Raw genomic sequence first — 25690 nt, 5'->3', positions numbered from 1 at the left:
GTCGCCACCTCCGCCCGGGGGTGCGCCCTTTGGAACCCGGGCCCCGCCGGGAGCCCGACGAGCGGCATTTCGTGCTAGATACGAGCTATGTCGCACCCGGACGCTCCGATCACGGCGGGCCCTCGCGGCCGGATGTGTCCGGGGCGCCTGCACCCGACCTCTCTTGACCGGTGCCGCCGCCGCCGGTGCCGCCGGTGCTCTGTCGCTGCCGGTGGAGGGAGCTGCTGGTATCCGGCTGCTCCCGGCCCAGGCCCGTACCCTGCCGTTCGCGACCACGGCCACTGGTGCTCCGTCGCTGCCGGTCGAGGGCGGTACGGGTACCGCGCTGCTCCCGATCGAGGGAAGTGTCGATACCGCGCTGCTCCCGATCGAGCGCGGTACCGGTACCGCGCCGCTCCCGGTAGAGGGAGCCACCGCTACCGCGCCGTTCCCCGCCGAGCGCAGCGACACCCCGTCGTTCCCGGTCGGAGGACCCGCCGGTGACCGCCCCCTCCCCCGACCGCCACTCCCCCGAGGCCTATCCCGAACGGTGCCTGCTGGCATCGATCCTCGGCGACCCCGGGCACCTTCCCGAACTGCTCGCTGCCTTCGCCGTCCGTCGGATGGGCCCGGGCGTGCCCGAATCCGTCGCCCGGCTGCGGCGGGACCATCCCGACGCGACCGCCCCGGAACTCCGCGCCCGGGTGATCGCCCGCGGCCGACGGGCCGTCGTGACGGAGGGCGCGTTCGTGGGCGGCCCGTTCCTTGTGTTCATCCCTGTCGCTTTCTGTGCCGCGCTGCTCCGGCAGGCGCGTACGGTACTGGAGTTGGCTGCCTTGGACGGCCGCGACCCCACGGCTCACGCCAGGGCCGCTGAACTCCTGGTCATTCAGGGCGTGTACGAGGACACGCGGCAGGCTCAGAACGCGCTCGCGCGGGTCCCCCGTGCCGCACCCGCCGCGCGCCGGAGGCGATGGACGGCCCTCTGGGACGTCACCCTGCGCATGGCCCGCCTGCTCGGCCTGTTGACGACGGGCGGCGGGGGACAGGGCGAGGTGCGGCGCCTGCGCCGGATCGCGGTCCAGGCCGGGCGCCTGCTGCTCCTGGGGGTGGTCTTCCTGGTGGGGCTGGTCGCCCCGCTCGTCTGGCTCCCGTACATGGCGGTGGCCTACCGGCGCGGCGACGCCCAGCTGGCCGGCCGCGCCCTGGCCCACTACTCCGCCGACATCACGCCGGCCCCGCGCCGCCGGATCACTCGCCTCGAACCGGAAGTACTGGCGGGCGCGCTCCGCGCGCTCCTCTCCGTCCTCCTGCCGCTCGTCCTGACCGTCGTGATCGTCAGGACCGGCCTGAGTATCGCCGACAGTTCCTGGCCGGTTCTCGGCATCGCGTTGGCGACGGCGTCCGCCGCGGTCGGCGGGCTCTGGTACTGGCGGCGCCGTCGCAGGCGCAAGGCCCGACAGGAGGTCCTGGCCGCCCGGGGAGGGCGCACGGGAGACCCGGAGACGTGACCATCCGTTGACCAACGGACAGAACTCGTAAGCGAGTTGCGGCAGAGCTCGTGACCAAGCACCGACTGACCGACGTTCGTCGTCGTCGCCGTATCCCTCGGACCGCGGTGGGGCGCGGAAGGCCGAGCTTCAGCGCCCATCGTGTACTCACCGACCCCCTCGGGCTGGTCCGGTCATGTGGTGGGCAGGGCCGGAACCGCCGACATCACGCCGCCGAGCAGTCCGCCGACCGCGCCGCACCGGCGACAGGAGGTCCGTCACCGTGCCCAGCGCACCCGTCAGGGCCTTGGCCGGATTGCCGACGGTCGACCGGAGCCGGCCCACCGGATCCGAGACCGGATCGGCGAGCGCGACGCCGGCTCGGTCCGTGGCCCGGGAGGCGGCGTGCACCCGGTCCTTCAGCTGCCGCCGGCCGGACGCGTTCGCCGTCTCCAGGGCGCTCGCGTACGCGAGCGCCTCGGCCGGGCCGAGGTGATCGGCGTGCCCTGGCCGCCGCACCCTGACCAGTTCCTCACATGTCTCGTCCAGGCTGTCGATCATGGCTTCATCAACCAGTCGTCCGGTCCCCGTGGGGATGGCGGCCGCAGCCCTGGTCCTGTCCGTGACGCTCGCCGGATGCGCGGGCGCCGGGGCCGCCGAATCGGCCCCTGAAGCCCTCGGCACCCGCGGCACGACACAAGCCATGCCCCGGCAGTCCTCCGCGGCCGACGAAGCGTCCCCCGCGGCCGTCCCCGCGCCGCTGCCGGGCCTGGGCCCCGCGACGCTGGCCGAGATACCCGGGAACGCGCGACAGGTCGTCCTGGTCACCGGCCGGGGCAAGGACTCCCCGAGGTCCCGGGTGGTGCTGTACCGGCGCACCGGCGCCGGCTGGCAGCCGGGAGCCACCTGGCCGGCCCACAACGCCCTCAGGGGCTGGACGGACGATCACCACGCCGGTGATCTCCGCTCGCCCATCGGTGTGTTCGGCCTCACCGACGCAGGCGGACTGCGGCCCGATCCCGGCACCGACCTGCCGTACGACCGGTCGGGGGGCTTCGCCGTCGGCGGCACCGGGTTCGAGGGCGAGCCGCTCGCGGGCTCCTTCGACTACGTCGTCGCGATCGACTACAACCACCGGCCCGGCACCTCCCCCCTCGACTGGACCCGCCCCCTCGGCGCGGGCAAGGGCGGCGGCATCTGGCTGCACGTCGACCACGGCGGCCCCACGCACGGCTGCGTGAGCCTGGCGCGGGAGCACATGAAGGAGCTGCTGCGCGCGCTCGATCCCGGCCGGCACCCGGTGATCGTCATGGGGGACGCCGAGTCCCTCGCCCGCTGACGCCCCGGTCGAGGACGTACGACAGGACCTGTCGAGGACGTACGAGAGGACCAGTCGAGGACGTACGACAGGACCTAGGGGACGGTGACCAGCACCCGGCCGCGGCCGCCGGCGTCGACGCGGTCGTGGGCGCGGGCGATCTCGTCCAGCGGGTAGCGGTCGCCGACGTCGACGGTGAGGGCGCCGACGGCGGCCGCGGCGGTGAGGTCGCGGGCGGCCTGTCGTTTCGCCTCGGCGGGGAAGTCGTCGCTGCCCAGCAGACGCAGGGTCACGTTGTGGAACAGCAGGGGCCAGAAGGGAAGTCGAGGCCGGTCGTCGCGGGTGGCATAGGCGGCGACGACCGCGTCGTTCGCGACGACCGCGGTGTCCAGGTCGGCGTTGTCGGACAGGGCCACCTCGACGACGCGGTGCACCCCGTCGGGCGCGTACGCGCGAATGGCCTCGGCCGGGTCGTCCCGGTCGAGGGCGACGGCGTGGGACACCACGGCGGGGTCGACGCGGTCCAGGTCCTCGCCGCGCCGCACGGTGGCGATCACCGTCGCGCCGCCCCAGCGGGCGAGTTGCGCGGCCAGTGAGCCGACGCCGCCGAGTACGCCGTGCACCAGCACGGTCCTGCCGTCGACCGGGCCGTCACCGAACACCGTGCGGTGCGCGGTGATCCCGGGGATGCCCAGACTCGCGCCGAGTTCGTCGCTCAGCTGGTCGGGCAGCGGCACGGCTTGCGGGGCGGGCACCACGGTGTACTGGGCCGCGGTCCCGAACGGCCGGTAGGACTGGGCTCCGTGCACCCATACCCGCTGCCCGATGCGGTGTGCGTCGATCCCCTCGCCGACGGCGTCGACGACACCGGCCGCGTCGCTGTGCGGGACCACCCGGGGGAAGGGCATCGACGAACCGAGCCAGCCGCGCCGCTTCTTCGTGTCGCCGGGGTTGACGCCCGACACGGTGACGCGGACGCGGACCTCGCCGGGGCCGGGCTCGGGATCGGGCAGCTCGCCGACCTGGAGCACGTCAGCCGCCGGGCCCTGCCGGTCGTACCAGGACGCGAGCATCTGCGGACCTCCGTGGTCTGTCGGCGCGTGTGCCCGTCGAGCGTATGCGGATCACGGCCCCCGCGCGTGGAGTCCGGGTCGGAGCGTGAGCGTGTCGACCGGCCGAAGTGAGCCGCCCGCGCGTCACCGGTCGGGCGAGGCGCGGGCGGGAGGTTCGGCGGTGACGGCTAGTTGGAGAAGTACAGGTACTTCCAGGGCCCGTACGTCGTCGTGTTCACGGTGTCGCCGGACGACTCCGACGGGCCCCGAGCCCCACGCGTGACCAGCGACTTCCTCGGGACCTGGGGGGCAGCGAGCGGGCGAGTCCCGGCCGTGGGAGAAGCGAGGAGTACCGTGAAATGAGGAAGCCCCTGCGGTTTCCCCGGCAGCCACACCGCCGCCGCACGCGAGCTGTGAGCTACCGAAATCCCCGCAGACAGGCCAGCGCGATGTCCCACTCCGACTCTCCACGCGTGACGAAGCTTTTGCCGGACGCCATCCACGAAGCCGTCAAGCCCGGGACGGCCTTTCTGCGGCTGGAGACGACTCACGACCGTCAGGGAATTCTCGATGGTGCGTGGTGGCCCCGTTCCCGCGACATCGGTGCCGAGCTTCCGGGCCTGATTGCCGCGCTGACCGAGCACCTCGGGCCGGTCACGCGCGTCGGTCTGGACTCCAGTGCCTGGGAAGAGATGCCGACGCGCTTGATCATCGACGGCCGCGTCGTGCACATCGACTCCTTCCCGGTCGGCGACGACACCGTCCTCATCACCCGGGGCGATCAGGACCACTTCTCCCTGCTCGTGGTCCCGCCGCACGCGACGCCCGAGGCGGCACGCGCCGCGATGGCCAGAGCCGTCCACGCCGACAACCTCACGCAGGCCGAACAGATCCTCATCGACACGGGTACCGATCGAGCCCGTCCGATCACCACGGAAGACTCTCAGGCGAGCCGGGAGGGTCGGAAAACGCCCTGACACCTGGGTAGTTGCAGGGATCCGAAGGCGGGACGGCACGTCGTCAGAACTCACTTCTCGGTACGACGCCACGGCCGGAACCGCCACAGTCCACTCATCGCGGTACGTGCCGCAGTGGTTCGCCGGGGATCCTTCTCCGGCGGGCGGGACCGGCCGGAAGGCAGGGTCGCGATGCGGTGGTCGTGGCTCGTGGTGAACAGCTGAATCGCGAATGCGCCCAGGGCGATCATCGCCAGGACCATGATGACGGTCGCGAAGGTCTCCATGCCTGTCACATTCCTTGAGCTGGAATCGGTCCGTGGTCGATGACGGCCCCGGCAGGGCCCCGAGAGGGCGTACGACGGGCGTCATGCCCGCCTTCGGAGTCCCAGACCATCTCCCGGGTCGAGTCCCAGTCGGCCTCGGCCGCGATCCGGAAGAACTCGGCCTCCTTGATCAGGCTGCTCGCGGTGAGACTGCGCGACGGATCCGTGGCCGTGGACATTAGCCGGGCGGCCGTGACGGCGCTGGTCTCGGGTGGGATCACCAGCAGGTCCCAGCGGTCCGCGGTGTAGGAGAACAGGAGCAGCTTGTGCGGGTCCTGCTCGGCCTTGAACCAGCCGACCTTCACCACATGGCCCTGGACGGGAACCTTGCAGGGGATGACCGGCCAGAACGTGGGGTTCACGGTGACGTGGGTGATCCGCCCCCGGTGCGGGTCCAAAACCGCGATGAGCGCGGGGAGTTCAGCCATCAGATCGCGCGAGCGGGGCCACCATGCTCCGTCGATCAAGGCAGGGGCAGTGCCGGTCGGCGCCAGCTGGAGCCGAAGGAACGGCGAAGAAGAAGAGAAGGTCCGGTCTTCGACCGCGGGTTCGTGGAACGTGGTTGCGGTCATGACGCGGACCTCGCCCCGGGCCGGTCATGACCGGCCCGGTGTTGTGACTCGCCGAGAGCGACACGGGCGTGAAGGCGGGTGTACGAAGTGGTCTCGGTATTTGCAGGATACTCCTGGCCAGGGTCCGACGAACCGTTACGGTGGCGCGAGTTCAAGGGCGTTCCGGACGCTCGGTCGCCCATTGCCCACCCTCAGCGGAGGGGACGACGGCCGGCACGCCCGGACCATCGGACGGAGGCGATGGCCACATCGGCCGCGAGGAGCACGATGCCGATGATCAGCAGATAGCGCAGGCCCTCGGCTGCCACGCCGACGATTCCCAGGAAAACGGCCACGAGGACGAGCAGAGCAGGAAGAGCACCATCGCCCGAACGCCTCCCTTGGACTCACCTGGACTGGGTGCTGTCGCTCAGCGGCGCGTGACTTGGCGTTCGCCGTTCGCGCCCGGCTGGTAGGTCATGCCGTAATGCTGGAAGACCGCTTCCTCCTGCTCGGTGGTCAGGACGCGTCCGTGCCGATCGAAGGGGATCTTTTCACCAGGCTCTTGGCGTAGGAGACCTTGAGGAAGTCAGGCCCGAGGATTGCCACGGTTGCGCCACTCACGGCTATCGGCTGCCTGGACCACGCCCGCTCCCTTGGCCAACGGCTCCGGCGTGAACACGCCGGAGCCGCCCTTCCGGGCGATTACACGTGAGAGTGAACCGACCCGGAATCAATAATACTGCGGCCTGTGCGGCTCGCGCATGCCACAGACGTTTACCTCCGGTTTCCGCATGTAGAGCATGGGCGATTTTCTTTCGGTATGAAACACGATCGGACATGCCCTCAACGCTGTCGCCGCCAAGGGAGTCGCGCTTTGAATTCCATGGCCATTCTGGCGGTCCGGTACCGGTAAGCAGCTCCATTCGGCCCATTAAGTATTACTTATGCATTTCGCGATCCATTCGTCAGCTCGGCGTAATCACCCGAATGAATCATGCTCAGATCTCTTTCCTGAGTAATATGCCAGCCGCACGGAATCGGGCGATTCTGTGCGGCCGAGAACCGCCAAAATTCGTCACCATCCCCTCACAGGAGCTGGCTCCTCGATGACGCTGAATATTCCTGCCGCGCCTCTACGGCGCACAATGTCAGTCTGGATCGCGGCGGTGATGGCCGTGGTGATCGCCGCTGCTGTCCTCGCGCTGACGCCGACACGTGCAAATGCCGTTGCCAGCCCTGTGCCTCTGGGCACGGCAGCCAGTTTCGGAGTACTGGCTGGTGCGACGGTCACCAACACCGGTCCCACGGTGGTCAACGGTCTGAACGTCGGCGTGAGCCCCGGGACGGCCATCACCGGATTCTTCCCTTCGACCCCGACCGGGCCCGGCACTGTGACCCCGCCCGGGGCTCTGCACTCTGCCGATGACATGGCTGGCCAAGCCAAGGCCGACCTGACCAACGCGTACAACCAGGCCGCCGGACAGGTTTCGCCGACTGCGGAGTACAACGACGATCCCCACGACTTCGGTGAGCAGACGCTGAAGCCGGGTCTCTACAAGGCGGACGTCTCCGCAGGAATCAACGGCACACTCACCCTGGACGCCCTGGGCGACCCCAGTGCCGTCTGGGTGTTCCAGGTCGGTTCGACGCTGACAACGGGATCCGCCAGCCGAGTAGTCCTCACCAATGGCGCCTCGCCGTGCAATGTGTACTGGCAGATCGGCAGCTCGGCCACGCTCGGTACCAACTCCACGTTCGTGGGCAACATCCTGGCCCACACCTCGATCACGGCCACCACGGGGGCGACTATCGACGGCCGGTTGCTGGCCGATGCGGGCGGTACCGGTGACGGCGCCGTGACGCTGGACACCAACACGATCTCCGTGGGGCCGTGCGGGGGCGAGACTACTGGTGGTACTACGACGGCCGGTACCACCGGTGGCACGACGGGTACCACGACGGCCGGTACCACGGGTACTACGACGGCTGGTACCACGGGCGGAACGACGGGTACCACGACTGGTGGCACCACCGGTGGAACGACGGGTACCACGACGGCCGGTACCACGGGTACTACGACGGCTGGTACCACCGGTGGAACGACGGGTACCACGACGGCCGGTACCACCGGTGGAACGACGGGTACCACGACGGCCGGTACCACGGGTACTACGACGGCTGGTACCACGGGCGGAACGACGGGTACCACGACGGCCGGTACCACGGGCGGAACGACGGGTACCACGACGGCCGGTACCACGGGCGGAACGACGGGTACTACGACGGCTGGTACCACGGGCGGAACGACGGGTACCACGACGGCCGGTACCACGGGCGGAACGACGGGTACCACGACGGCCGGTACCACGGGCGGCGTCAACGGGGGCACAACCGGTGGAAACGGCGACCACGACCATGGCGAGAAGCCGGGCAAGGGCGAGGGTCAAGGCGAGAAGCCGGGCAAGGGCGAGGGTCAAGGCGAGAAGCCGGGCAAGGGCGAGGGTCAAGGCGAGAAGCCGGGCAAGGGCGAGGGCCATGGCGAGAAGCCGGGCAAGGGCGAGGGTCAAGGCGAGAAGCCGGGCAAGGGCGAGGGCCACGGCGGCGATCGTGCTTAGCGCGACGGGCAGCGTGGCACGGAGTGATTCCCGTGAGTCCTGCGGGTTCGCGAAGTGGTAGCTGAATCACGCGGTGGGCCCCTCCGGCGGGGTGAGTGCTCGGAGGCAGCCGTCCATGTGCGTGAGTAGGACGGGCGGCGTGCGACGCGGATCGTCATCGGTTCCGTCGCGCGCCGCCGGCGAAAGCTCAGGAGAAGCAGGTGAGGGAAGTCGGGACGGAAAGGCCGGACAAGGCGGTGCGGGGTGGCGTTGTATCAGCGGATGCTGACGAATCGGACCGGCCCGACGCTGGGCCGACCGCACAGAACGGGGGCGGGAGACCTCTTGCGTTCCCAGAGCCTTCAGAGCCGCCCGTCGCCCTGAGGGCCGGAGTGCGAGTCGCCGTGGTCCTGTGTCTGGCGACGGCCCTGGTGCATGTGCTCCTGGTATTCCTGCAGGTGGCACCACCGAATCCCATCTCCTGGCAGTACAGCCGGCAGGTCAACGCCTGGGTCTTCCCGTTGTTCGAGCAGAACTGGCGGCTCTTCGCCCCGGACCCGGAGTCGGTCAACCGGCAGATTTCGGCAAGGACCATGCACTCCGCCCCGGACGGCACCGCCCAGGTCAGCGGCTGGTTCGACCTGACCGCCGTCGACACAGCCGCGGTGAAACACGACCCCTTCCCGAGCCATACAGCGCAGAACATGCTGCGCCGGGCCTGGACTTCCTACCTCGAAACGCACGGCGGCGACGACCATCCGCGCTCGCAACGCGCTCTGATGATCCAGCAATACCTGCGCAACATCGCAGCGAATCGCGTCGCCGCCCATCGCCACGGCGCATTCGAGTCCATCCAACTGCGGGTGATCACCCTGCCCATCGCCGCGCCGACCGCAGCGGGCGGCCCCCGTCCCGGCGCGGCCCCACCAGGGCCCTCCGACACCCGTTACCTGCCCTGGTGGAAGGTGGCCCCCCATGCAACAGGCTGAGCAGACCTCGGTCGCGGCACCCACGCCGTCGCGACGCCGCACCGAGCGGGCGGGGGCACGTAAGCCGCAGCGAGTGCCCGAAAGCATCGGTACGCTCCTCACCCTCCTGCTGGAGCAGCCGGTCTCCCTGTACGCCGCGGCGGTCTTGCGCATCGGATACGGACTTCTCTACCTCGCCTTCCTGCTGCGCGAGTTTCCGCACCGCGACGAGATCTGGGGTCCCGGGTCACCGTGGACGCCCGAGCTGGCGAGGCAATTGTTCGACCAGACGGGGTGGGTCAGCATCCTCACCCTGTCCGACAGCCAGGCGTACTTCGAGGCCTGTTACGTGCTGGCCGTCGTCACGTCCGCACTGTTCATGCTCGGCTGGCGGACCGGAGCAGTGTCCGTACTGTTCGCGATCGTCGTCGCGTCGTTCCACGCCAGAGCGATCTTCATGACCGACGGAGGAGACAACCTCATCCTCCTCATGGCCGTCTACCTCGTCTTCACCGCATGCGGCCGTCGCTGGTCCCTGGACGCGCGCAGAACCCGGCTCCGAGCATGCGCGGGCCCTACGTCGAGCCTGCCGGTGGACCGGGGAGCGGGCGGACTCCGGCATCAATTCCGCTCTTCCCAGCGGACCCTGACGGCCGTGCTGCACAACTGCGGAATGTTCGTCATCGCGGCCCAGGTCTGCTTCCTCTACGGGTCCGCGGGTCTGTACAAGGTGCAGGGCAGCTCCTGGGGCAACGGGACCGCCCTCCACTACGTCCTGAACCTCGGCCTGTTCCGGCCCTGGCCCGAGCTCTCCCTCATCGCGGACGAGCACGACGTACTGATCGCCATCGCCTGCTACCTGACGGTGCTGCTGCAGGTCGCCTTCCCGTTCGTCCTGTTCGGCAGGCTCAAATACCCGGTCCTGACCATGCTGTTGGGCATGCACCTGAGTATCGCGGTACTCATGGGACTGCCGCTCTTCTCCGGTGCGATGATCATCGCGGACGCCGTGTTCCTGCCGGACCGCTTCTACCGGACTCCGGGACGGCTGTGGCGGCGCGCCGGTCTGCGGACGGACGCCAGGGACGCAGGGTCTCCGGTCCACGGAGAATCCCCACTCCTGCCGTCGCAGCCCGCGGCGTCGAGCTTGCGCGCCTAGCCGCTCCCGGCAAGGGACGGCGGGCGTGACCCGCCCCCTCAGCTCCTCCGGTTGCCTGCTCGTGGATCGGCGGAGATGTTCTGACCTGAGGCGGAGTGGCGAGCACCTATATGCGCAGCAGCCGTTGTGTGATCTCGCGGTACTGCCTCAGTGCGTGCCGGAGTTCGCCCGACGGTGCTTCGGGGTCCTGGTCCTGCCGGCCGCGTGGAGGACACGCCGCCGTTCCGCGAGGGTGCTCACGACATGGGCGGTGGCTTCGTCGAATGCACCCTCGGCCTCTTCCAGCGCCTGACGCGGGCTGTCGGGAAAGATGCTGAGGGCGTGTTGGAGGCGCTGGGCGAGCGTGTCCCGTTCGGCCGACGGGAGCAGCCGCTCCGGGCCGGGGTGCGGCGTTCGGCAGGGCCGGGGAGGCGGCCCGTCGCCACGAGGCTGCCGTGACTGTCCCTGATGCGGCCCGGCCTTCACACCACACCGCCCGAGAGGACAGGGACAGGCGGAACAGTCCGGGGCGGCTGGACCGGAGCGGTCGTGGCCGGGGCGTCCCCGAGTGGAGCCGGCAGACGCCCGAACGGCAGGACCTGGAGAAGGAACTGGCAGTCGGTGATGCCGATCGTTCGAACCAACATCGTTGGTGGATAGTGCAGTTGCAGCGACCCCCGATGGCGGTGATGCGCTGTGAGGCGTGGAGGAAGGCCTTGAGGCCGCTGCAGTCGCAGAAGGTGACGGGGGTGAGGTCGACGTCGATGGTGCGGATGCCCTCGCGCAGACACCGTTCCAGTGATGCGCGCACCGGGGGCACTGTCTCCAGGTCGAACTCACCGGCCAGCGTGATCAGTGCCCGTTTCCTTCCGTCGTGACGGAAGATGTTGGGCTGTGGGAGGGGCATGACACCTCGGTTCGGAAGACCATCCGGCAGCGCACCCGGTGGGGCCGGATTCCCGGCCTCTGTCGGCCCACTCCCGGCAGCGGCGTACATTCGGCGGAGGCGGGCGCCGGCCGACTCGACAGCCTGCGCAGCAGGACTGAGGACCACCCGGTTTCCTCCAGGGACGCGCCGGGTGACGGGCGAAGGGGCCCGCTCCCCGTGGCGATCTGTGCTCAGCAACGACATGCCGCCGGGGTCTGGGACGTCTGCACACGAGCCTAGTCCTCGCCCCGTGCGCCGGACCGCCCGGAGCGGCCCATTCCCAGGATGTGGACGCTACCTGGTCCGGGGGCCATGCGGCGGGAGGAGTGGTCACCAGCCCGTCAGCAGCAGGTGATTGAGGAGCAGCGCAAGGATGGCCTGCGCGGTGAGCCAGGCGCGCGGACGGGGGAGGAACGCGCACGCCGGGAGCAGCCACATCGCGAACGGCAGCCAGATGCGCTCCGTCTCCGCCTTGCTCATGCCGGACAGGTCGGCGACGAGGAGGGCGAGCAGGGCGGCGAACACCAGGACCGACAGCCGGGGTTCGGCCGCGGGGACACGGAGCCAGCCGCGGACGTCCTTGCGTACGGGGGCCGCGCCCGCCCGGCGCAGGCCCGCCACCGTCGCCGCGCCCACGATGAGCGCCGTGCACGCGAGGTTCGCCCACACCCAGTAGCCGTACGGGCGGATGCCGCCCGCCCCTTCGTAGTAGCGGGTGACGAGCAGGCGGTAGGCCTCCCACCAGTTGAAGCCGAGCAGCGTGAACACCAGCGGCACGACGGCGAGTCCGGCGACGACGTACGGAAGGGGGTGCAGCCGTCGGCGCCCGAGCAGCAGGACGGCGCAGGCGATCACCGCGAACAGCGTGAGCCCGTACGAGAGATACGCGGTGAGGCCGAAGAGCAGCCCGGAGGCGAGGCCGGTCGCGCGGGGTCGGTGTCCGGTGACCGCGAGGGCGAGGAACGCGACGGCCCAGGCGGCGACCGCCGCGAAGTATCCGTCCGCGGAGGTGCCCATCCACACGGCGGCCGGCGCGAGGACGAGGAACGGGGCGGCACGGCGGGCGAGGGCCTCCCCGGCCAGCGTCCGTACGGTGACGAGGACCGCGGCGCCCGCCGTCGCCCCGACGGTGATGCACCAGACGCCCGCCCAGGCCCCGCCGGCCAGCCCGATCCGGTCGAGCAGAACGAAGGTGAGGGTGGCCGCGGGGGGATGCCCGGCGACGTGCGCGGGCCAGTGGTCGGGGGAGTGGATCAGAATGTGGTGGGTGAAGTCCCGCAGGGCGGCCGGGATGTCGTGGAAGCGGTTGACCGGGCTGATGACCTGCAGATACTCGTACTCGGTCGTCAGCCGTCGGGCGATCCCGCGCTGCCAGCCGTCGACCAGCGCGAGGGAGTACGTCCACGCCATGGCGGTACCCCAGGCGGCGAACAGCAGCGCGCGCCACGGCAGCCGGGCGGCGAGCAGCGGCCCGTAGGCGATGACGGCGACGGCCACCACGATCGCGGCCGGAGTGCCGGGGCCGACATGCGGTTCCCAGTGGGCGTACAGCGGCGGCCAGCTGACGTGCAGTGTGCCGTCGCGGTGCTCGATGGAGTTGCCGATCAGGACGGCCGCCGTGACGAGCAGGGCCGCGGCGAGGGCGGCGGACAGATCGAGGAGAAGACCGCGGGGAAGGCCGCGGGGGTGACGGGGGAGAGCGGCGGGTTCGCGGGGGCGGTCGCGGAGGTCGCGGGGGTCGCGGGGGTCGCGGGGAAGATCGCGGTTCACACCGGCACGCTAGGCCGGAGGCGGTCCGGTGGGGCCGCCGCAGGGGTGGACGTCAGAGTTTCGTCATGGTTTGCGGAGCCGTTCGGGGGGTGTCCCCGGCCTACGGTCGAGGCATGCCACGGTCTCCCTCGTCTCCCGCGTTCTGGCGCAGTCCGCTGCGCGGCCCCTGGTTCACCTCCGTGCTGGGCATCGTGCTGCTCGGCGGGATCACGGTGCTGTTCGTGACGGGTCTCCTGTCGTACGCCGCCTACAACCCGAACCTGTCGCCGGTCAACGACATGACCCCGGACAAGGGGCTGCTCGGCTTCTACCTCTTCTCCTGGCCGACCGATCCGTCCTGGCTGTACCGGCTCACCCAGGGCGTCCACGTCACGCTCGGCATCGTGCTGATCCCCGTACTCCTGGCGAAGCTGTGGTCGGTCGTGCCGAAGCTGTTCACGCTGCCGCCGGCCCGGTCCTTCGCGCACGCCCTGGAGCGGATCTCGCTGCTCCTGCTGGTCGGCGGCGCCCTCTTCGAGTTCACGACGGGCGTGCTCAACGTCCAGCTGGACTACATCTTCCCCGGTTCCTTCTATCCGCTGCACTTCTACGGCGCGTGGGTGTTCTTCGCCGCGTTCGTGGCGCACGCGGTGCTGCGGGTGCCGATGGCGGTGCGCAACCTGCGCCATCTGAAGGACGAGCGTCCCGCGCGTCATCCGGCGGACGAGGGCGATGAGTTGGTGGCGCCGGACCCCGTCCCGCCCACCTTCTCGCGGCGCGGTGCCCTCGGGTTCGTCGGCGGCGGCTCGCTGCTCCTGTTCGTCACGACGGCGGGCCACAGCTTCGACGGGCCGCTGCGGGAGACGGCCGTGCTCGCCCCGCACGGCGGCGCCGAACCGGGCTCCGGCCCCGCCGGGTTCCAGATCAACAAGACGGCCGCCTCGCGCGGGATCAGCGCGAGCGAGACGAGCGAGGAAGCCTGGCGGCTGGTCGTCGAGGGGTCCGGCCGGACGGTCCGGCTGAGCCGGGCCGACCTGCTGCGACTCCCGCTGCACAGCTCCGCGTTGCCCATCGCCTGCGTGGAGGGCTGGTCGACCTCCGACCAGTGGTGGCGGGGCGTGCGGCTGCGGGATCTGGCGGCGCTCGTCGGGTACGAGGTGGGCGCGGCGCCCGACGTGCTGGTGGAGTCGCTCCAGCGGCACGGGGCCTTCCGCCGGGCCGCCCTGCGCTACAACCAGGTACGCGACCCGCGCTCCCTGCTCGCCCTGTTCGTCAACGGCGAGGAGCTGACCCCCGACCACGGCTATCCCGCGCGGATCATCGTTCCCGCGGCGCCCGGTGTGCTCAACACCAAGTGGGTGGCCCGGATGACGTTCGGAGACCTGTGATGAGACGGCCCTTCACCAAGCCCGCGCTGGGCAGTCCGTTCCAGATCCTGCTGTTCGTCTGCTCGTTCGCGCTCGCCGGGTACGCGGGGGTGCGGCTGCTCGGCGACAACTGGTTCGAGGTCGCGCTGTGGTTCGTGGGCCTGGCGGTGCTGCACGACCTGGTGCTGGTGCCGCTGTACTCGGGAGCGGACCGGGCCGTCACGGGAACGCTGGACGGGGTCGGCCGCCGGGAGTGGACGGTCTACGTCCGGGTCCCGGCGGCGCTCTCCGCTCTCCTGCTACTGGTGTGGTTTCCGCTGATCAGCGGGCAGTTGGCGGACCACTACAGGTCCGCGACCGGCCTTTCGGGCGACGACTTCCTGTCCCGCTGGCTGCTGATCACGGCAGTGCTGTTCGGCGGCTCGGCGCTGCTCCTCGTGCGGAGGCTGCGGCGGTTGCGCAGGGCGACGAAGGAGCGGCCGCCGGTCGCCCACTGACCGTCCGGGCGCCAGCCCGCGCGCGTCGCGTGCCGCAGCAGGGCCGGGGTGCCGAGGCGGGCCCAGGGGAAGGCCGGGCCGACGTCACCGGCGCCGTCGTGGGCGCCGGTGACGCGGACGACGTGGACGTCGACACGTTCGTCCACGTCCACGTCCGGGACGGTCTCGGCGATCAACAGTCCGTCAGGGGTCAGGACGTGGCACATCCGGCTCAGCAGGGCGGCCGGGTCGCCGCCGATGCCGACGTTGCCGTCGATGAGGAGAGCGGTGTCCCAGCGGCCCTCGCCCGGGAGCGGCTCGAAGACGGACCGGTGCAGCGCCTGCCCGCCGAGTCGTACGGTGTGCGCGACGGCGGCCTCACTGACATCGATCCCGAGCGCGGGCCGCCCCCGCGCCGCAAGCTCGGCGACCAGCCGCCCCGGCCCGCATCCCACGTCGAGCACGGTCCCTTCGCACCGCCCCAGCACCTCCCGGTCGACCGCGTCGGCCCGCGCACACCAACGCTCGACATCGAGCGGGAGCAGCCAGCCGTCGGGACGGCGAAGGTAGAGGGGACCTCGACCGGTACGGAGCGCGTCGGAGTAAGGGTCCGCGGACCAAGGGGTGCCCACCAGCCCGTCCGGCGTTTGAGGACGAGGCCGCTCAGGCCGACACGGGGGTCTGGGGGCGGAGCCCCCAGGGACGGGAAGGGTAGGGGCGGAGGGGGCGAAAACCCGCTCGGCAGCGGCACGGGGAACGCCGGGTGCCGTACTCACCGGTGGCTCACCGCCCGCACGCGGGCCCACTCCGCGGCGAACCGCCCACCGGGCGCGACCGCGGCGACCGCCTCCGCGTCGGCGGAGGTGTCGACGTCCCGCAGCCGCGGCAGATCCCGCACCAGCAGCCCCGCGGCGACGAGCCGCTCCCGCTGCACGGCCCCCGTCGTCGGCGTGGACATCGGCACGCCCCGCAGCAGTTCGGGATCGGGCTCCGCAAGCCCCAGCGCCCAGAACCCCCCGTCCTCGGCCGGCCCGAAGTAGGCGTCGCAGTCGGCGAAGTCCACGGTGAGCAGCTCGGGCGTCACCTGCGGTGTGTCCATGCCGATGAGCAGAGCGGGTCCGTCGCAGCGGGCGAAGGCCGCGGCCAGCCGCTCGTCCAGAGTTCCCGCGCACTGCGGTACGACGTCGAATCCGGGCGGCAGCCAGGCTCCCGGCTCTCCGTCGAGCACCAGCACGCGACGCCGGGCGGGCGTCGCCGCCACCGTACGCAGGGTGTCCACGAGGGCCGCCTCGGCGAGCAGCGCGGCTTCCCGGGGTGTGAACGGCGGCGTGAGCCGGGTCTTGACCCGTCCTGGCCGCGGTTCCTTGGCGATGACGAGGAGAGTCGTCACTGGATGGTTCCTCCCTGAGAGGGGGCGGGCGTCTCGACGCGCGCCGGCGGTTCCGCGAGGACGCGGCGCATGTCCCGTACCGCCTGCCACGTGCCCCGCCAGGTGCCGGTGACCTTGGAGGTGCCGATGCGCGGCAGATACGGAACGTCGTGCTCGGTGATGTGCCAGCCGGCGTCGGCGGCCCGGACGACCATCTGCAGCGGGTAGCCGCTGCGGCGGTCGGTGAGGCCGAGGTCCAGCAGCGGCTCGCGGCGGGCGGCCCGCAGCGGGCCGAGGTCGTGCAGGCGCAGCCCGGTGCGGCGCCGGAGCATCCGCGCCAGCGCGAGATTGCCCGCCCGGGCGTGCACGGGCCACGCGCTCCGGTCCCGCGGGCGGCGCCGTCCGAGTACGAGGTCGGCCCCACCGTCGCGCACTTCGCGGACGAACGGGACGAGGAGGGCCGGGTCGAGCGAGGCGTCGCAGTCGCAGAAGCACACGATGTCCGCGGTGGCGGCGGTCAGCCCGGCATGGCAGGCGGCACCGAACCCGCGCCGCGCCTCGCGCACCACGGTCGCGCCGAGCCCGTGGGCCAGTTCGGCCGAGCCGTCCGTGGAGCCGTTGTCCACGACCAGCGCGCGCCAGCCCGGCGGGATGCGGGCGAGCACCCAGGGCAGGGCCTCGGCCTCGTTGAGACAGGGGAGGACCACGTCGACTTCCGGGTCCGATGGGGGGCAGGCGGGATGGGCAGTCACGGCCTTCACCCTACGAACGCGAAAGGTAAATATCGGACTTCGGGTCCTTACGAAACAGGGACGTCGGCCTCGTCGCGAACGCGCACGTCGGGACTCCTTACGAATCACGGACGTCCAGGTCGCAGGTCGGCACGGACCTGCGGCCGGTGGGAGGCTGGACGCATGCATCAGCCGTACGAAGCCCCAGGTGCCTCGGCCGTCCCGAGCGGGTACCGGGACGCGACGCGCGTCCTGGTCGTGGACGACGACCCGACCGTCGCCGAGATCGTCTCCGGCTATCTCGACCGCGCGGGCTACGTCGTGGACCGCGCCGCGGACGGACCCGCCGCGCTCGCCCGTGCCGCCGCGACCTGGCCGGACCTGGTGGTCCTGGACCTGATGCTGCCCGGGATGGACGGCCTGGAGGTGTGCCGGCGGATGCGCGGGCACGGGCCCGTCCCGGTCATCATGCTCACCGCCCGCGGTGACGAGGACGACCGGATCCTGGGCCTGGAGGTGGGCGCGGACGACTACGTCACCAAGCCGTTCAGCCCCAGGGAACTGGTCCTGCGCGTGGAGTCCGTCCTGCGCCGGACCCGGCCCTCCGCCTCCGCGCAGCCCCTGCACACGGCCGGTCTCACCGTCGACCCGGCGGCCCGCCGCGCCACCAAGGGCGGCGTCGAACTCGCCCTCACCATCCGGGAGTTCGACCTCCTCGCCTTCTTCCTCCGGCATCCCGGCCACGCCTTCAGCCGCGAGGACCTGATGCGCGAGGTCTGGGGCTGGGACTTCGGGGACCTGTCGACGGTCACGGTGCACGTGCGCCGGCTACGGGGGAAGGTCGAGGACGACCCGGCCAGACCCCGCCTGATCCACACGGTGTGGGGCGTCGGCTACCGCTTCGACGCCGCGCCCGGCGAGGAGGCGGTCTGACGATGTTCGATGCCCTGTCCTGCCCGGAGGCGGTCTGACGATGTTCCGTGCCCTGTCCTGTCGGGAGGCGGTCCGACCATGCGCGACATGATGCTCATCGCCCTCTTCGCCTTCCTCGGTGCCGCCGCGGCCGGGCTGCTCGGCGCGGGTGCGCTCCGGCTGATCCGGCGGCGCTCGCTGACCGCGTCGCTCGCGGTCGTCGCCACGGTGGCCGTCACCGCGATGCTCGCGGGGACACTGGCCGTGGCGTGGGCGATGTTCCTGTCCCCGCACGACCTGACCGTCGTCACCACGGTCGTCGCGATGGCGGCGGTGGTCTCGCTGGCCACCGCGCTGCTGCTGGGGCGCTGGGTGGTGGCCCGCAGCCGGGCGCTCACCCTCGCTGCCCGCTCCTTCGGCGACGGCGGCGACTTCGCGGCCCCCGACGGCCCGACCACGGCCGAACTCACCGCGCTGAGCCGTGAGTTGGAGGCCACCAGTGCGAAGCTCGCCGAGTCCCGCGACCGCGAACGTGCCCTGGAGACCTCGCGCCGTGAACTCGTCGCGTGGATCTCCCACGACCTGCGCACTCCCCTCGCGGGGCTCCGGGCCATGTCCGAGGCTCTCGAAGACGGCGTCGCCGCCGACCCCGACCGCTATCTCCGCCAGATCCGCACCGAGGTCGAGCGCCTCAACGACATGGTCGGCGACCTGTTCGAGCTCTCCCGCATACACGCCGGGACCCTTGCCCTCTCCCCCTCTCGGATCTCCGTGTACGACCTGGTGGGCGATGCCCTCGCGGGAGCGGATCCGCTGGCCCGCGAGCACGGCGTACGGCTGGTCGGCGACCGGATCGAGCCGCTCCCCGTCGAGGTCGACGGGAAGGAAATGAGCCGCGTGCTGGGCAATCTGCTCGTCAACGCGATCCGGCGTACGCCTGCCGACGGTACGGTCGCGGTGGCGGCGGAACGCTCGTCCGAGGGGGTTGTCCTGTCCGTCACCGACGGCTGCGGGGGTATCCCCGAGGAGGACCTTCCGCGCGTCTTCGACACCGGCTGGCGGGGTACGCACGCGCGCACGCCTCCCGCCGGGGCGGGCCTGGGCCTCGCTATCGTCCGCGGCATCGTGGAGGCCCACCAGGGCCAGGCCGCCGTCCACAACGTCCCCGGCGGCTGCCGCTTCGAGGTCACGCTTCCCATGGCCAGGGCCTGAGTTCTTCGCCGCGGTTCCCCGCGCCCCTTCAGGGATGCGGGGAACCGCGCGATCTTTTGGCGGGGGTCTGGGGGCGCAGCCCCAGGGACGGGACGGGTAAGGGCGGAGGGGGCGAAGCAGTCACTCCCCGCTCAGCCGCGCCACCGCGAACTCCCGCATTCCCTCCGCGAATCCGACCTCGGCCTTCCAGCCCAGCTCGGCCCGCAGCCGTGACGAGTCGGCGGTGATGTGCCGTACGTCGCCCAGCCGGTACTCCCCGGTCACGACGGGCTCGGGCCCGCCGTACGCGGCGGCCAGGGCGCGTGCCATCTCGCCGACGGTGTGCGGTTCGCCGCTGCCGGTGTTGTAGGCGGTGAGCGCACCGTCGTGAGAGCTCGCCTCCAGCGCCGCCACGTTGGCCGCCGCCACATCCCCCACGTGCACGAAGTCCCGCCGCTGCCCGCCGTCCTCGAAGACGCGCGGGGCCTCGCCCCGGGCGAGCGCGGACCGGAAGAAGGAGGCGACGCCGGCGTACGGGGTGTCGCGCGGCATCCCGGGCCCGTACACGTTGTGGTAGCGCAGCGACACGGCGCCGCCGCCCGTCGACCGGGCCCACGCCGCCGCCAGATGCTCCTGGGCCAGCTTGGTCGTCGCGTACACGTTCCGGGGGTCGACCGGGGCGTCCTCGCCCACCAGCCCCGGCGTCAGTTCCTCACCGCACCGGGGGCACCGGGGCTCGAAACGCCCCGCGTCCAGATCCTCGACCGCCCGGGGCCCCGGCCGCACCACCCCGTGCCCGGCGCACTCGTACCGCCCCTCCCCGTACACCACCATCGACCCGGCGAGCACGAGCCGCCGTACGCCCGCGTCCGCCATGGCGGCGAGCAGCACCGCCGTACCGAGGTCGTTGCGCGAGACGTACTCGACGGCGTCGCCGAATCCCGTCCCCAGCCCCACCATCGCCGCCTGATGACACACGGCGTCCACCCCCGGCAGCGCGGCCGCGACCGCCCCGGCGTCGCGCACGTCCAGGCCGTCGCGCAGGTCGAACACGACCGGCTCGTGCCCCCGCGCGGTCAGCGCCTGGACGACATGGGACCCGATGAACCCGGCACCGCCGGTGACCAGTACTCGCATGAGCCGAACGCTAGGGCCCCGGGCGCGGCGCACGGCGGAGCGCGCACGTCACGTCATGGGGCCGTAAGGATTGTCCCGTACTGTCCGCCGCTTCGAGGGAGCCCGCCACGGCAGCGTCGCCGTCCGCATCCCCGTCCGCGGATTCCCCGGGTACCGCCACCGACGACCCGTACCGCTTCGACGACTTGCGTGCCCTGTTCATCAACTGCACCCTCAGGCCGTCGCCGCAGCAGAGTCCCACCCGGGGAGCCCCCGCCCGTGCGTGACCTGGATCACAGGGGCGGAGTGCATCGTGAAGGGGCCTCCAGTGTCTTTCCCCTTGTGTAGGGAGCCGGTGCAGGGAGCCGGCGAGAACGGGGACGGTGCGGATGGAGCAGGAACGGGCCGATGGGTTCGACGGGTTCGTGGCGGCCCGTTGGTCCGCCTTGTTCCACCTCGCGCGGCTGCTCGCCGGCGGCGACCGGCACCGCGCCGAGGACCTGCTCCAGGAGGCCCTGGTCAAACTCTGGTTCGTCTGGCCCAAGATCGCCGAGGAGGCACCGGAGGCGTATGTACGCAAGGTCCTGGCCCGAGCGGCGGCACGCTCGGCCCGGCGGCGCTGGTGGGGTGAGCGCCCGGTCGAACAGCTCCCCGACCTGCCGGAGGCGGGCGACGTGTCCGCCGCCGTGGTGGAGCGCTCGCGACTGGAGGCCGCGCTGGCCCAGTTGCCGGCGCGACAGCGGGCCGCGGTGGTGCTGCGCTACTACCAGGACCTGCCCGAGAAGCAGGTCGCGGAGGCGCTGGGGTGCCCGGTGGGCACCGCTCGATCCCATGCCTCACGGGGCGTGGCACGGCTGCGTCGGATCCTGGCCGATGTCATCGAGCCGGTGGGGTGAAGGGGAGTCCATGGATCACTTCGAGCGGGAGTTGGCGCGGTTGATGCGCGACACCCAGGAACACACCCCCTTCGAGCCGAAGCACCGGACGCGTCTGCGGGCGGGCGTACGGGCCCGCCGCCGTGCCCGCGCGGCGCAGAAGGCCGTCGGCTCCGTCCTGGCGGTCGCCGGACTCGGCGTCGGTTTCTTCCTGCTGCCCCACGACCCCGCCAAGGACAGGCCCCAGGCTCCCCTTCCACGGCCCGCGACGAGCCCCTCGTACCCGAGTACGACTCCGACGCCGGACGCGTCCCCGAGCGAGAGCTCCACCTCCTCCCCCACGACCACCGCCGGGACCGGCGACTCGACCTCCGGCCCACCCACCACACCGACCGCGACCGGGAGTTCGGTCACGGTGTCCTCGGACCCGACCGCGTCCGCGACCAAGACGCCGCCGCCCTCGTCCTCGGGGACGCCGAGTGCACCGGCCACGCCGTCGAGCACGCCCTCGACCGTCGAGTCGTCGTCGGTCGCCGACTCCGCCGCCCCCGGGTAGCGGGTGCGGCGCCGCGTCCCCGACCGGCGCTCCGCGACTCGTCACCCCTGACCCCTGACATCTGCCCCCTGATCGCACCCTGCCGTGGGTGACTTCGGCATGCCCTGCGACAGCACACAGACATGGACGCATCGTGACAAATGCAGGGCTGATCGCCTTGACGGACTCTGTGGTGGACGACTTGACGGACCGACTGCCGCTCCGCACACCGGTGCCGGCGCACCACCGGGAGCCCGTCCTGGACGTGGTCGTTCCGGTGTTCAACGAGGAGACGGATCTGGAGCCGAGCGTGCGGCGGCTCCACGCGCACCTGCGCGAGACCTTCCCCTACCCGTTCCGGATCACCGTCGCCGACAACGCGAGCACCGACGAAACTCCGCGGATCGCGGCCCGGCTGGCCGCCGAGCTCCCCGAGACGCAGTGGCTGCGGCTGGCCGAGAAGGGACGGGGCCGGGCGCTGCACGCGGCGTGGTCGGATTCGCGGGCGCCGGTCCTGGCGTACCTGGACGCGGATCTGTCGACCGACCTGAACGCGCTGCTGCCGCTGGTCGCCCCGCTGATCTCCGGGCACTCCGACATCGCCATCGGCACCCGCCTGGCCCGCGGCTCCCGGGTGGTGCGCGGCCCCAAGCGAGAGGTCATCTCCCGCTGCTACAACGCCCTGTTGCGTTCCACGCTCGCCGTGGGCTTCTCCGACGCGCAGTGCGGTTTCAAGGCGGTGCGCCGCGATGTCGCCGAGCGGCTGCTGCCCCTGGTGGAGGACTCGGGGTGGTTCTTCGACACCGAGCTGCTGGTGATCGCCGAGCGGGCCGGGCTGCGAATACACGAAGTCCCGGTCGACTGGGTGGACGACCCCGACAGCCGAGTCGACCTCCTGTCCACGGCGCTGGCCGACCTGCGCGGCATCGCCCGGATCGGCCGGGCACTGGCCCGCGGCACGCTCCCGATGGCCGGGCTGCGCCGGAGCGCCGGCGGCGAGTCGCGGGGCGGCCTGGCCGGCCAGCTGTTGCGCTTCGCCGCCGTAGGAGCGGTGAGCACCGTCGGATACGTGCTGCTGTATGCGGCATTGCGCCCGGCGGCGGGGCCGCAGGCCGCCAACGCGCTGGCACTGCTGGTCTGCGCCGTCGCCAACACGGCCGCGAACCGGCGGCTCACCTTCGGGCTGCGCGGCCGTGGCGGTGCGATACGCCACCAGGCCAAGGGCCTGCTCGTCTTCGTGATCGGTCTGGCACTCACCAGCGGGTCGCTCGCCACCCTGCACCACGTGGCGCCGGGGGCCGCGCGCCCCACCGAAGTCGCCGTGCTCGTCGCCGCCAACCTGGCCGCGACACTCCTGCGCTTTCTGCTCTTCCGGGCCTGGGTCTTCCCCGCCCGCCGCACCCGTCGCCGCGGGACGGGACCGACGGCCTCATGAACCGCCCTACGCCGAACCATCCGACGCTGAACCGCCCGGTGCCGAACCACACGACGCTGAACCACCCGGCGCCGAACCGCACGACGACGATCCCCGCCGCGATGAGCCGAGTGACGATGAGTCAGGCGAAGCCGGCGGCTCGTCCGGACGCCGGCTCTCCCGAGTTCTCCGCCTCGGCCCCCACCAGGCAGGAGCGGTTGCGCCGGGCCGCGCGGCACTACGGCCCCGTCCTCGCGATGTACGGCGCCCTGAAGCTCATCGGCTTCTGCGTCTTCATGTACCTGCTGCACTCCGCCGGGGACTACCGCACCAAGCACCCGCGCTTCGGCGGCGGCGCCCACCCCTGGGACGTACTGGCCACGTGGGACGGCTGGTGGTACCAGCAGATCGCCGCGCACGGATACCATCCCGCGCTCGTCCCGGTCCCCGGCGCGAAGGGCCTGATCACCCTCGAAGGCAACTCGGCGGCGTTCTTCCCGCTCTACCCGGCGGCGATGCGCCTGGTCTCCGAGTGCACCGGCCTCGGTCCGTACGGCGCCGGCCTGCTGGTCTCCGTCGTCGCCTCCTTCGTCGCCGCGCTCGGCATCTACGCCGTCACCGCACGGTTCGGCGGCAGGCGGGCCGGGCTGGCCGCGGCCGGACTGTGGGCGGTCTGGCCCGGCTCCGGCATGGAGTGGTCGGTCTACTCGGAGTCCCTCTACGTCGCCCTCGCCGTCTGGGCCTGCCACGCCGTCATGAGCCACCGCTGGCTCACCGCGGGGGCCCTCACCTTCACCGCCGGCCTCAATCGCCCCACCGCCGTCGCGCTGATCGCCGCCCTGACGGTGGCCGCACTGGCTGCACTCCACCGCCAACGCCGACGGGACGGCATGGCCCGCCCGCTGACCGCGATACTGATCGCCCCGCTCGGCCTGGTCGGCTACCTGCTCTGGGTGGGCCACCAAATGGGCGACTACGGTGGCTACTTCAAGCTCCAGACCGGGGCCTGGGCGCACACTTTCGACTACGGCAGCCACACCCTCGACGTCCTCACCTCCGTCCCGGTGGGCCACTTCGACTACCTCTTCGCGTTCCCCTTCGAAGACCTCATCGGCGTAGCCGTCGTCCTGCTGTGCCTGCTGCTGCTCCCTCTCCTGATCCGTCTGCGTCCCCCGGCCGTCCTGGTGGTCCACACCCTGCTGACCATCGTCCTGGTCCTCGGCAGCCGGCAGATCTTCGGCAACATCTCCCGCTATCTGCTCCCCGCCTTCCCCCTCTTCATCCCGCTCGCCCTGCAGATGCGCAACCTGCGCCTGCCCACCCAGTTCACGCTGCTCGCCATCGCCGCGGTGGCCTCGGGTTCGTACGCGGGCTACGCCCTCTTCGAACTCGGCGTTCCGTAAAGGCCGGGGCATGGCTCTCGCGGTGCGGCCGGCTCACCGGGCGGTCTCGGCTGCCTTGGCCTGGACGTGGGCGACGTAGCGGACGGTGAAGATCATCGGGGCGGCGAAGCCGGCGATCTGGATGAGCGTGGCGGAGGTCGAGTGGGCGTTTCCGGCGTGAGCGACGACGGCGAGCACGAGGGCGGTCAGGGCGAAGGCCACCGTCCATACGGCGGTGATGACGACGTTGGTCCGGATGAACGGCTTGAGCTCCCAGACCTCGCGCGGGGTGGTGCGCTTGGCGATGCCCAGCGTGAACGGCTTGCCGATGGCCAGCGAGCCCCCGGCGATGACGGCGAGGGTGCCGGAGGAGAGGGCCGCTGAGTAGTCGTGCACGGCCGAGTGCGGATCGGCGAAGGCCATGACGGCCAGGGCGGCGAAGAAGACCGCCGAGCCGAGCTCGATGATCAGCGCGTCGAATCCGGTGCCGGTCCGTACCTGCTGGGCGATCACCGCCACCGCGACCACCAGGGCGGCCAGTGCGGCCCACTGCCAGCTCCCCGAGGGCAGCACGGCGAAGATGATCCACGGGAGGAAGGTGCGCAGGTAAGACATGAGGTCTCCGGTTTCGGCGTTTCACTCGTGATTCCGTTCCTGACATGTCAAAATTAGAAGGTGCAGTAGTGACATGTCAAGAGTGGAATGTAGAGTGGGGGCATGAGCCTCCGACACGCACTGCTGGGCCTCCTCTCCGATCGCCCCGCGAGCGGGTATGACCTGCTGAAACTGTTCGAGACGTCGCTGGCCAACGTCTGGCCGGCGACCCAGAGCCAGATCTACACCGAGCTCACCAAGCTGGCGGGCACCGGGCTGATCACGGTGGCGGCCGAGGGCCCGCGGGGCCGCAAGGAGTACGCCATCACCGACGAGGGACTGGCCGAGCTGCGGCACTGGCTGACCGAGACCAGGCCGCAGCGCACCACCCGCAGCGATGTTCTGCTGCGGGTGTTCTTCCTCGGGGTGCTGACGCCGGAGCAGGCGCGGGGCTACCTGGCCGAGCTGATCGAGATGTCCGACCAGGGTGATGAGAACCTGCGCGGGCTGGTGGAGTCGGTCGACTGGGACGACGACGACCTCTCGGTCTACGGCCGGATCGCCCTGGAGTACGGCCTGCGGTTCAACGCCATGCGCCGCGAGTGGGCCGAGTGGGCGGCCGGTCAGATCAAGTAGGCGCCATCCGCGGACGATTCCGGCCTGGATGACGCAGCGG

At 71.4% G+C, this 25690-nt stretch carries 26 protein-coding genes and 1 pseudogene; 14 read left to right on the top strand and 13 right to left on the bottom strand.

Annotated features, from left to right (window positions below; all coding sequences use genetic code 11):
• Nucleotides 1–479: 479 nt before the first annotated feature.
• Nucleotides 480–1490, top strand: a complete 1011-nt coding sequence (locus ACIBK0_RS05200) for a hypothetical protein (RefSeq protein WP_399075775.1) — start codon at nucleotides 480–482, stop codon at nucleotides 1488–1490.
• A 147-nt stretch (nucleotides 1491–1637) separates the two neighbouring features.
• Here the strand turns inward: ACIBK0_RS05200 and ACIBK0_RS05195 are convergent, their stop codons facing one another.
• Nucleotides 1638–2030, bottom strand: coding sequence for a hypothetical protein (locus ACIBK0_RS05195; RefSeq protein ID WP_399075773.1), 393 nt, complete (start codon nucleotides 2028–2030; stop codon nucleotides 1638–1640).
• Between ACIBK0_RS05195 and ACIBK0_RS05190 the strand changes: the two genes are divergently transcribed.
• Entirely contained in the window at nucleotides 2029–2808 is a 780-nt protein-coding gene (locus tag ACIBK0_RS05190; RefSeq protein ID WP_399075771.1) for a L,D-transpeptidase family protein, read from the top strand. The two genes, ACIBK0_RS05195 and ACIBK0_RS05190, sit on opposite strands and share 2 nt — an antisense overlap.
• A gap of 74 nt (nucleotides 2809–2882) precedes the next feature.
• On the opposite strand, the gene ACIBK0_RS05185 is transcribed toward ACIBK0_RS05190, so the two are convergent.
• The gene (locus tag ACIBK0_RS05185) at nucleotides 2883–3860 is read right to left on the bottom strand and encodes an NADPH:quinone reductase (RefSeq protein WP_399075769.1); all 978 of its coding nucleotides are present in this window, start codon (nucleotides 3858–3860) and stop codon (nucleotides 2883–2885) included.
• A 428-nt stretch (nucleotides 3861–4288) separates the two neighbouring features.
• Between ACIBK0_RS05185 and ACIBK0_RS05180 the strand changes: the two genes are divergently transcribed.
• Entirely contained in the window at nucleotides 4289–4816 is a 528-nt protein-coding gene (locus tag ACIBK0_RS05180; protein WP_399075767.1) for a DUF5994 family protein, read from the top strand.
• Nucleotides 4817–4866: 50 nt separating this feature from the next.
• Here ACIBK0_RS05180 and ACIBK0_RS05175 read toward each other — a convergent pair whose 3' ends face one another.
• From ACIBK0_RS05175 to ACIBK0_RS05160, 4 genes and pseudogenes are all read right to left on the bottom strand, one after another.
• Entirely contained in the window at nucleotides 4867–5082 is a 216-nt protein-coding gene (locus ACIBK0_RS05175; protein ID WP_399075764.1) for a hypothetical protein, read from the bottom strand.
• A gap of 5 nt (nucleotides 5083–5087) precedes the next feature.
• Complete coding sequence (locus ACIBK0_RS05170) at nucleotides 5088–5693, bottom strand: DUF5994 family protein (protein ID WP_399075762.1); 606 nt, start codon at nucleotides 5691–5693, stop codon at nucleotides 5088–5090.
• 191 nt (nucleotides 5694–5884) lie between these two features.
• On the bottom strand, nucleotides 5885–6028 hold the full coding sequence (locus tag ACIBK0_RS05165; protein WP_399075760.1) for a hypothetical protein: 144 nt from the start codon (nucleotides 6026–6028) through the stop codon (nucleotides 5885–5887).
• 74 nt (nucleotides 6029–6102) lie between these two features.
• Nucleotides 6103–6278: pseudogene (locus tag ACIBK0_RS05160) on the bottom strand (PRC-barrel domain containing protein); the annotation flags it as partial.
• A 566-nt stretch (nucleotides 6279–6844) separates the two neighbouring features.
• On the opposite strand from ACIBK0_RS05160, the gene ACIBK0_RS05155 reads away from it, so the two are divergent.
• From ACIBK0_RS05155 to ACIBK0_RS05145, 3 genes are all read left to right on the top strand, one after another.
• Nucleotides 6845–8290, top strand: coding sequence for an ice-binding family protein (locus tag ACIBK0_RS05155; protein ID WP_399076047.1), 1446 nt, complete (start codon nucleotides 6845–6847; stop codon nucleotides 8288–8290).
• A 371-nt stretch (nucleotides 8291–8661) separates the two neighbouring features.
• Entirely contained in the window at nucleotides 8662–9258 is a 597-nt protein-coding gene (locus ACIBK0_RS05150) for a DUF5819 family protein (protein WP_399075758.1), read from the top strand.
• Entirely contained in the window at nucleotides 9245–10396 is a 1152-nt protein-coding gene (locus ACIBK0_RS05145) for an HTTM domain-containing protein (protein WP_399075756.1), read from the top strand. The genes ACIBK0_RS05150 and ACIBK0_RS05145 overlap by 14 nt, the downstream gene beginning before the upstream one ends.
• Nucleotides 10397–10502: 106 nt before the next feature.
• Here ACIBK0_RS05145 and ACIBK0_RS05140 read toward each other — a convergent pair whose 3' ends face one another.
• Both ACIBK0_RS05140 and ACIBK0_RS05135 read right to left on the bottom strand, forming a co-directional pair.
• Entirely contained in the window at nucleotides 10503–11282 is a 780-nt protein-coding gene (locus tag ACIBK0_RS05140) for an STAS domain-containing protein (protein WP_399075754.1), read from the bottom strand.
• A gap of 351 nt (nucleotides 11283–11633) precedes the next feature.
• Nucleotides 11634–13073 (bottom strand): hypothetical protein, encoded by a 1440-nt coding sequence (locus ACIBK0_RS05135; RefSeq protein ID WP_399075752.1) that lies wholly within the window; start codon nucleotides 13071–13073, stop codon nucleotides 11634–11636.
• A gap of 113 nt (nucleotides 13074–13186) precedes the next feature.
• Here ACIBK0_RS05135 and ACIBK0_RS05130 point away from each other — a divergent pair, with 113 nt between their 5' ends.
• On the top strand, nucleotides 13187–14440 hold the full coding sequence (locus ACIBK0_RS05130) for a molybdopterin-dependent oxidoreductase (protein ID WP_399075750.1): 1254 nt from the start codon (nucleotides 13187–13189) through the stop codon (nucleotides 14438–14440).
• Nucleotides 14441–14762: 322 nt separating this feature from the next.
• On the opposite strand, the gene ACIBK0_RS05125 is transcribed toward ACIBK0_RS05130, so the two are convergent.
• The 3 genes from ACIBK0_RS05125 to ACIBK0_RS05115 all read right to left on the bottom strand — a co-directional run bounded on the left by ACIBK0_RS05125 (nucleotide 14763) and on the right by ACIBK0_RS05115 (nucleotide 17025).
• The gene (locus ACIBK0_RS05125; RefSeq protein WP_399075748.1) at nucleotides 14763–15527 is read right to left on the bottom strand and encodes a class I SAM-dependent methyltransferase; all 765 of its coding nucleotides are present in this window, start codon (nucleotides 15525–15527) and stop codon (nucleotides 14763–14765) included.
• Between the two features lie 140 nt (nucleotides 15528–15667).
• The gene (locus ACIBK0_RS05120) at nucleotides 15668–16285 is read right to left on the bottom strand and encodes a DUF2064 domain-containing protein (protein WP_399075746.1); all 618 of its coding nucleotides are present in this window, start codon (nucleotides 16283–16285) and stop codon (nucleotides 15668–15670) included.
• A complete protein-coding gene (locus ACIBK0_RS05115) occupies nucleotides 16282–17025 on the bottom strand; it encodes a glycosyltransferase family 2 protein (RefSeq protein ID WP_399075743.1) in 744 nt (247 codons plus the stop codon). The genes ACIBK0_RS05120 and ACIBK0_RS05115 overlap by 4 nt, the downstream gene beginning before the upstream one ends.
• Before the next feature lie 153 nt (nucleotides 17026–17178).
• Here ACIBK0_RS05115 and ACIBK0_RS05110 point away from each other — a divergent pair, with 153 nt between their 5' ends.
• The gene (locus ACIBK0_RS05110; protein WP_399075741.1) at nucleotides 17179–17928 is read left to right on the top strand and encodes a response regulator transcription factor; all 750 of its coding nucleotides are present in this window, start codon (nucleotides 17179–17181) and stop codon (nucleotides 17926–17928) included.
• Between the two features lie 78 nt (nucleotides 17929–18006).
• A complete protein-coding gene (locus ACIBK0_RS05105) occupies nucleotides 18007–19119 on the top strand; it encodes a sensor histidine kinase (RefSeq protein WP_399075739.1) in 1113 nt (370 codons plus the stop codon).
• Nucleotides 19120–19239: 120 nt separating this feature from the next.
• Here the strand turns inward: ACIBK0_RS05105 and ACIBK0_RS05100 are convergent, their stop codons facing one another.
• A complete protein-coding gene (locus ACIBK0_RS05100) occupies nucleotides 19240–20235 on the bottom strand; it encodes an NAD-dependent epimerase/dehydratase family protein (RefSeq protein WP_399075736.1) in 996 nt (331 codons plus the stop codon).
• 368 nt (nucleotides 20236–20603) lie between these two features.
• On the opposite strand from ACIBK0_RS05100, the gene ACIBK0_RS05095 reads away from it, so the two are divergent.
• From ACIBK0_RS05095 to ACIBK0_RS05080, 4 genes are all read left to right on the top strand, one after another.
• Complete coding sequence (locus ACIBK0_RS05095; RefSeq protein ID WP_399075734.1) at nucleotides 20604–21110, top strand: SigE family RNA polymerase sigma factor; 507 nt, start codon at nucleotides 20604–20606, stop codon at nucleotides 21108–21110.
• Between the two features lie 10 nt (nucleotides 21111–21120).
• Nucleotides 21121–21645, top strand: a complete 525-nt coding sequence (locus ACIBK0_RS05090) for a hypothetical protein (protein WP_399075732.1) — start codon at nucleotides 21121–21123, stop codon at nucleotides 21643–21645.
• A 133-nt stretch (nucleotides 21646–21778) separates the two neighbouring features.
• A complete protein-coding gene (locus ACIBK0_RS05085) occupies nucleotides 21779–23059 on the top strand; it encodes a glycosyltransferase (RefSeq protein ID WP_399075729.1) in 1281 nt (426 codons plus the stop codon).
• Between the two features lie 236 nt (nucleotides 23060–23295).
• A complete protein-coding gene (locus ACIBK0_RS05080) occupies nucleotides 23296–24441 on the top strand; it encodes a hypothetical protein (RefSeq protein ID WP_399076045.1) in 1146 nt (381 codons plus the stop codon).
• Between the two features lie 33 nt (nucleotides 24442–24474).
• Here the strand turns inward: ACIBK0_RS05080 and ACIBK0_RS05075 are convergent, their stop codons facing one another.
• Complete coding sequence (locus ACIBK0_RS05075; RefSeq protein ID WP_399075726.1) at nucleotides 24475–25035, bottom strand: hypothetical protein; 561 nt, start codon at nucleotides 25033–25035, stop codon at nucleotides 24475–24477.
• A 102-nt stretch (nucleotides 25036–25137) separates the two neighbouring features.
• Between ACIBK0_RS05075 and ACIBK0_RS05070 the strand changes: the two genes are divergently transcribed.
• Nucleotides 25138–25650: a PadR family transcriptional regulator gene (locus ACIBK0_RS05070; protein ID WP_399075724.1), complete on the top strand. Its 513-nt coding sequence runs from the start codon at nucleotides 25138–25140 to the stop codon at nucleotides 25648–25650.
• The last annotated feature ends 40 nt before the right edge of the window (nucleotides 25651–25690 follow it).

The organism is Streptomyces sp. NPDC050564 (genome assembly GCF_044457265.1).
Classification (GTDB): Bacteria; Actinomycetota; Actinomycetes; order Streptomycetales; family Streptomycetaceae; genus Streptomyces.
This window is presented reverse-complemented; position numbering and strand designations above follow the sequence as displayed.

Excerpts from the sequence above, each read along its gene's own strand:
- ACIBK0_RS05105 (WP_399075739.1), top strand. The coding sequence starts at position 18,007 with ATGCGCGACATGATGCTCATCGCCCTCTTCGCCTTCCTCGGTGCCGCC.
- ACIBK0_RS05180 (WP_399075767.1), top strand. The coding sequence starts at position 4,289 with ATGTCCCACTCCGACTCTCCACGCGTGACGAAGCTTTTGCCGGACGCC.
- ACIBK0_RS05170 (WP_399075762.1), bottom strand. The coding sequence starts at position 5,693 with ATGACCGCAACCACGTTCCACGAACCCGCGGTCGAAGACCGGACCTTC.
- ACIBK0_RS05190 (WP_399075771.1), top strand. The coding sequence starts at position 2,029 with ATGGCTTCATCAACCAGTCGTCCGGTCCCCGTGGGGATGGCGGCCGCA.
- ACIBK0_RS05080 (WP_399076045.1), top strand. The coding sequence starts at position 23,296 with ATGTACGGCGCCCTGAAGCTCATCGGCTTCTGCGTCTTCATGTACCTG.
- ACIBK0_RS05175 (WP_399075764.1), bottom strand. The coding sequence starts at position 5,082 with ATGGAGACCTTCGCGACCGTCATCATGGTCCTGGCGATGATCGCCCTG.
- ACIBK0_RS05095 (WP_399075734.1), top strand. The coding sequence starts at position 20,604 with ATGGAGCAGGAACGGGCCGATGGGTTCGACGGGTTCGTGGCGGCCCGT.
- ACIBK0_RS05155 (WP_399076047.1), top strand. The coding sequence starts at position 6,845 with ATGGCCGTGGTGATCGCCGCTGCTGTCCTCGCGCTGACGCCGACACGT.
- ACIBK0_RS05145 (WP_399075756.1), top strand. The coding sequence starts at position 9,245 with ATGCAACAGGCTGAGCAGACCTCGGTCGCGGCACCCACGCCGTCGCGA.
- ACIBK0_RS05075 (WP_399075726.1), bottom strand. The coding sequence starts at position 25,035 with ATGTCTTACCTGCGCACCTTCCTCCCGTGGATCATCTTCGCCGTGCTG.
- ACIBK0_RS05185 (WP_399075769.1), bottom strand. The coding sequence starts at position 3,860 with ATGCTCGCGTCCTGGTACGACCGGCAGGGCCCGGCGGCTGACGTGCTC.
- ACIBK0_RS05100 (WP_399075736.1), bottom strand. The coding sequence starts at position 20,235 with ATGCGAGTACTGGTCACCGGCGGTGCCGGGTTCATCGGGTCCCATGTC.
- ACIBK0_RS05090 (WP_399075732.1), top strand. The coding sequence starts at position 21,121 with ATGGATCACTTCGAGCGGGAGTTGGCGCGGTTGATGCGCGACACCCAG.
- ACIBK0_RS05070 (WP_399075724.1), top strand. The coding sequence starts at position 25,138 with ATGAGCCTCCGACACGCACTGCTGGGCCTCCTCTCCGATCGCCCCGCG.
- ACIBK0_RS05195 (WP_399075773.1), bottom strand. The coding sequence starts at position 2,030 with ATGATCGACAGCCTGGACGAGACATGTGAGGAACTGGTCAGGGTGCGG.
- ACIBK0_RS05110 (WP_399075741.1), top strand. The coding sequence starts at position 17,179 with ATGCATCAGCCGTACGAAGCCCCAGGTGCCTCGGCCGTCCCGAGCGGG.
- ACIBK0_RS05130 (WP_399075750.1), top strand. The coding sequence starts at position 13,187 with ATGCCACGGTCTCCCTCGTCTCCCGCGTTCTGGCGCAGTCCGCTGCGC.
- ACIBK0_RS05140 (WP_399075754.1), bottom strand. The coding sequence starts at position 11,282 with ATGCCCCTCCCACAGCCCAACATCTTCCGTCACGACGGAAGGAAACGG.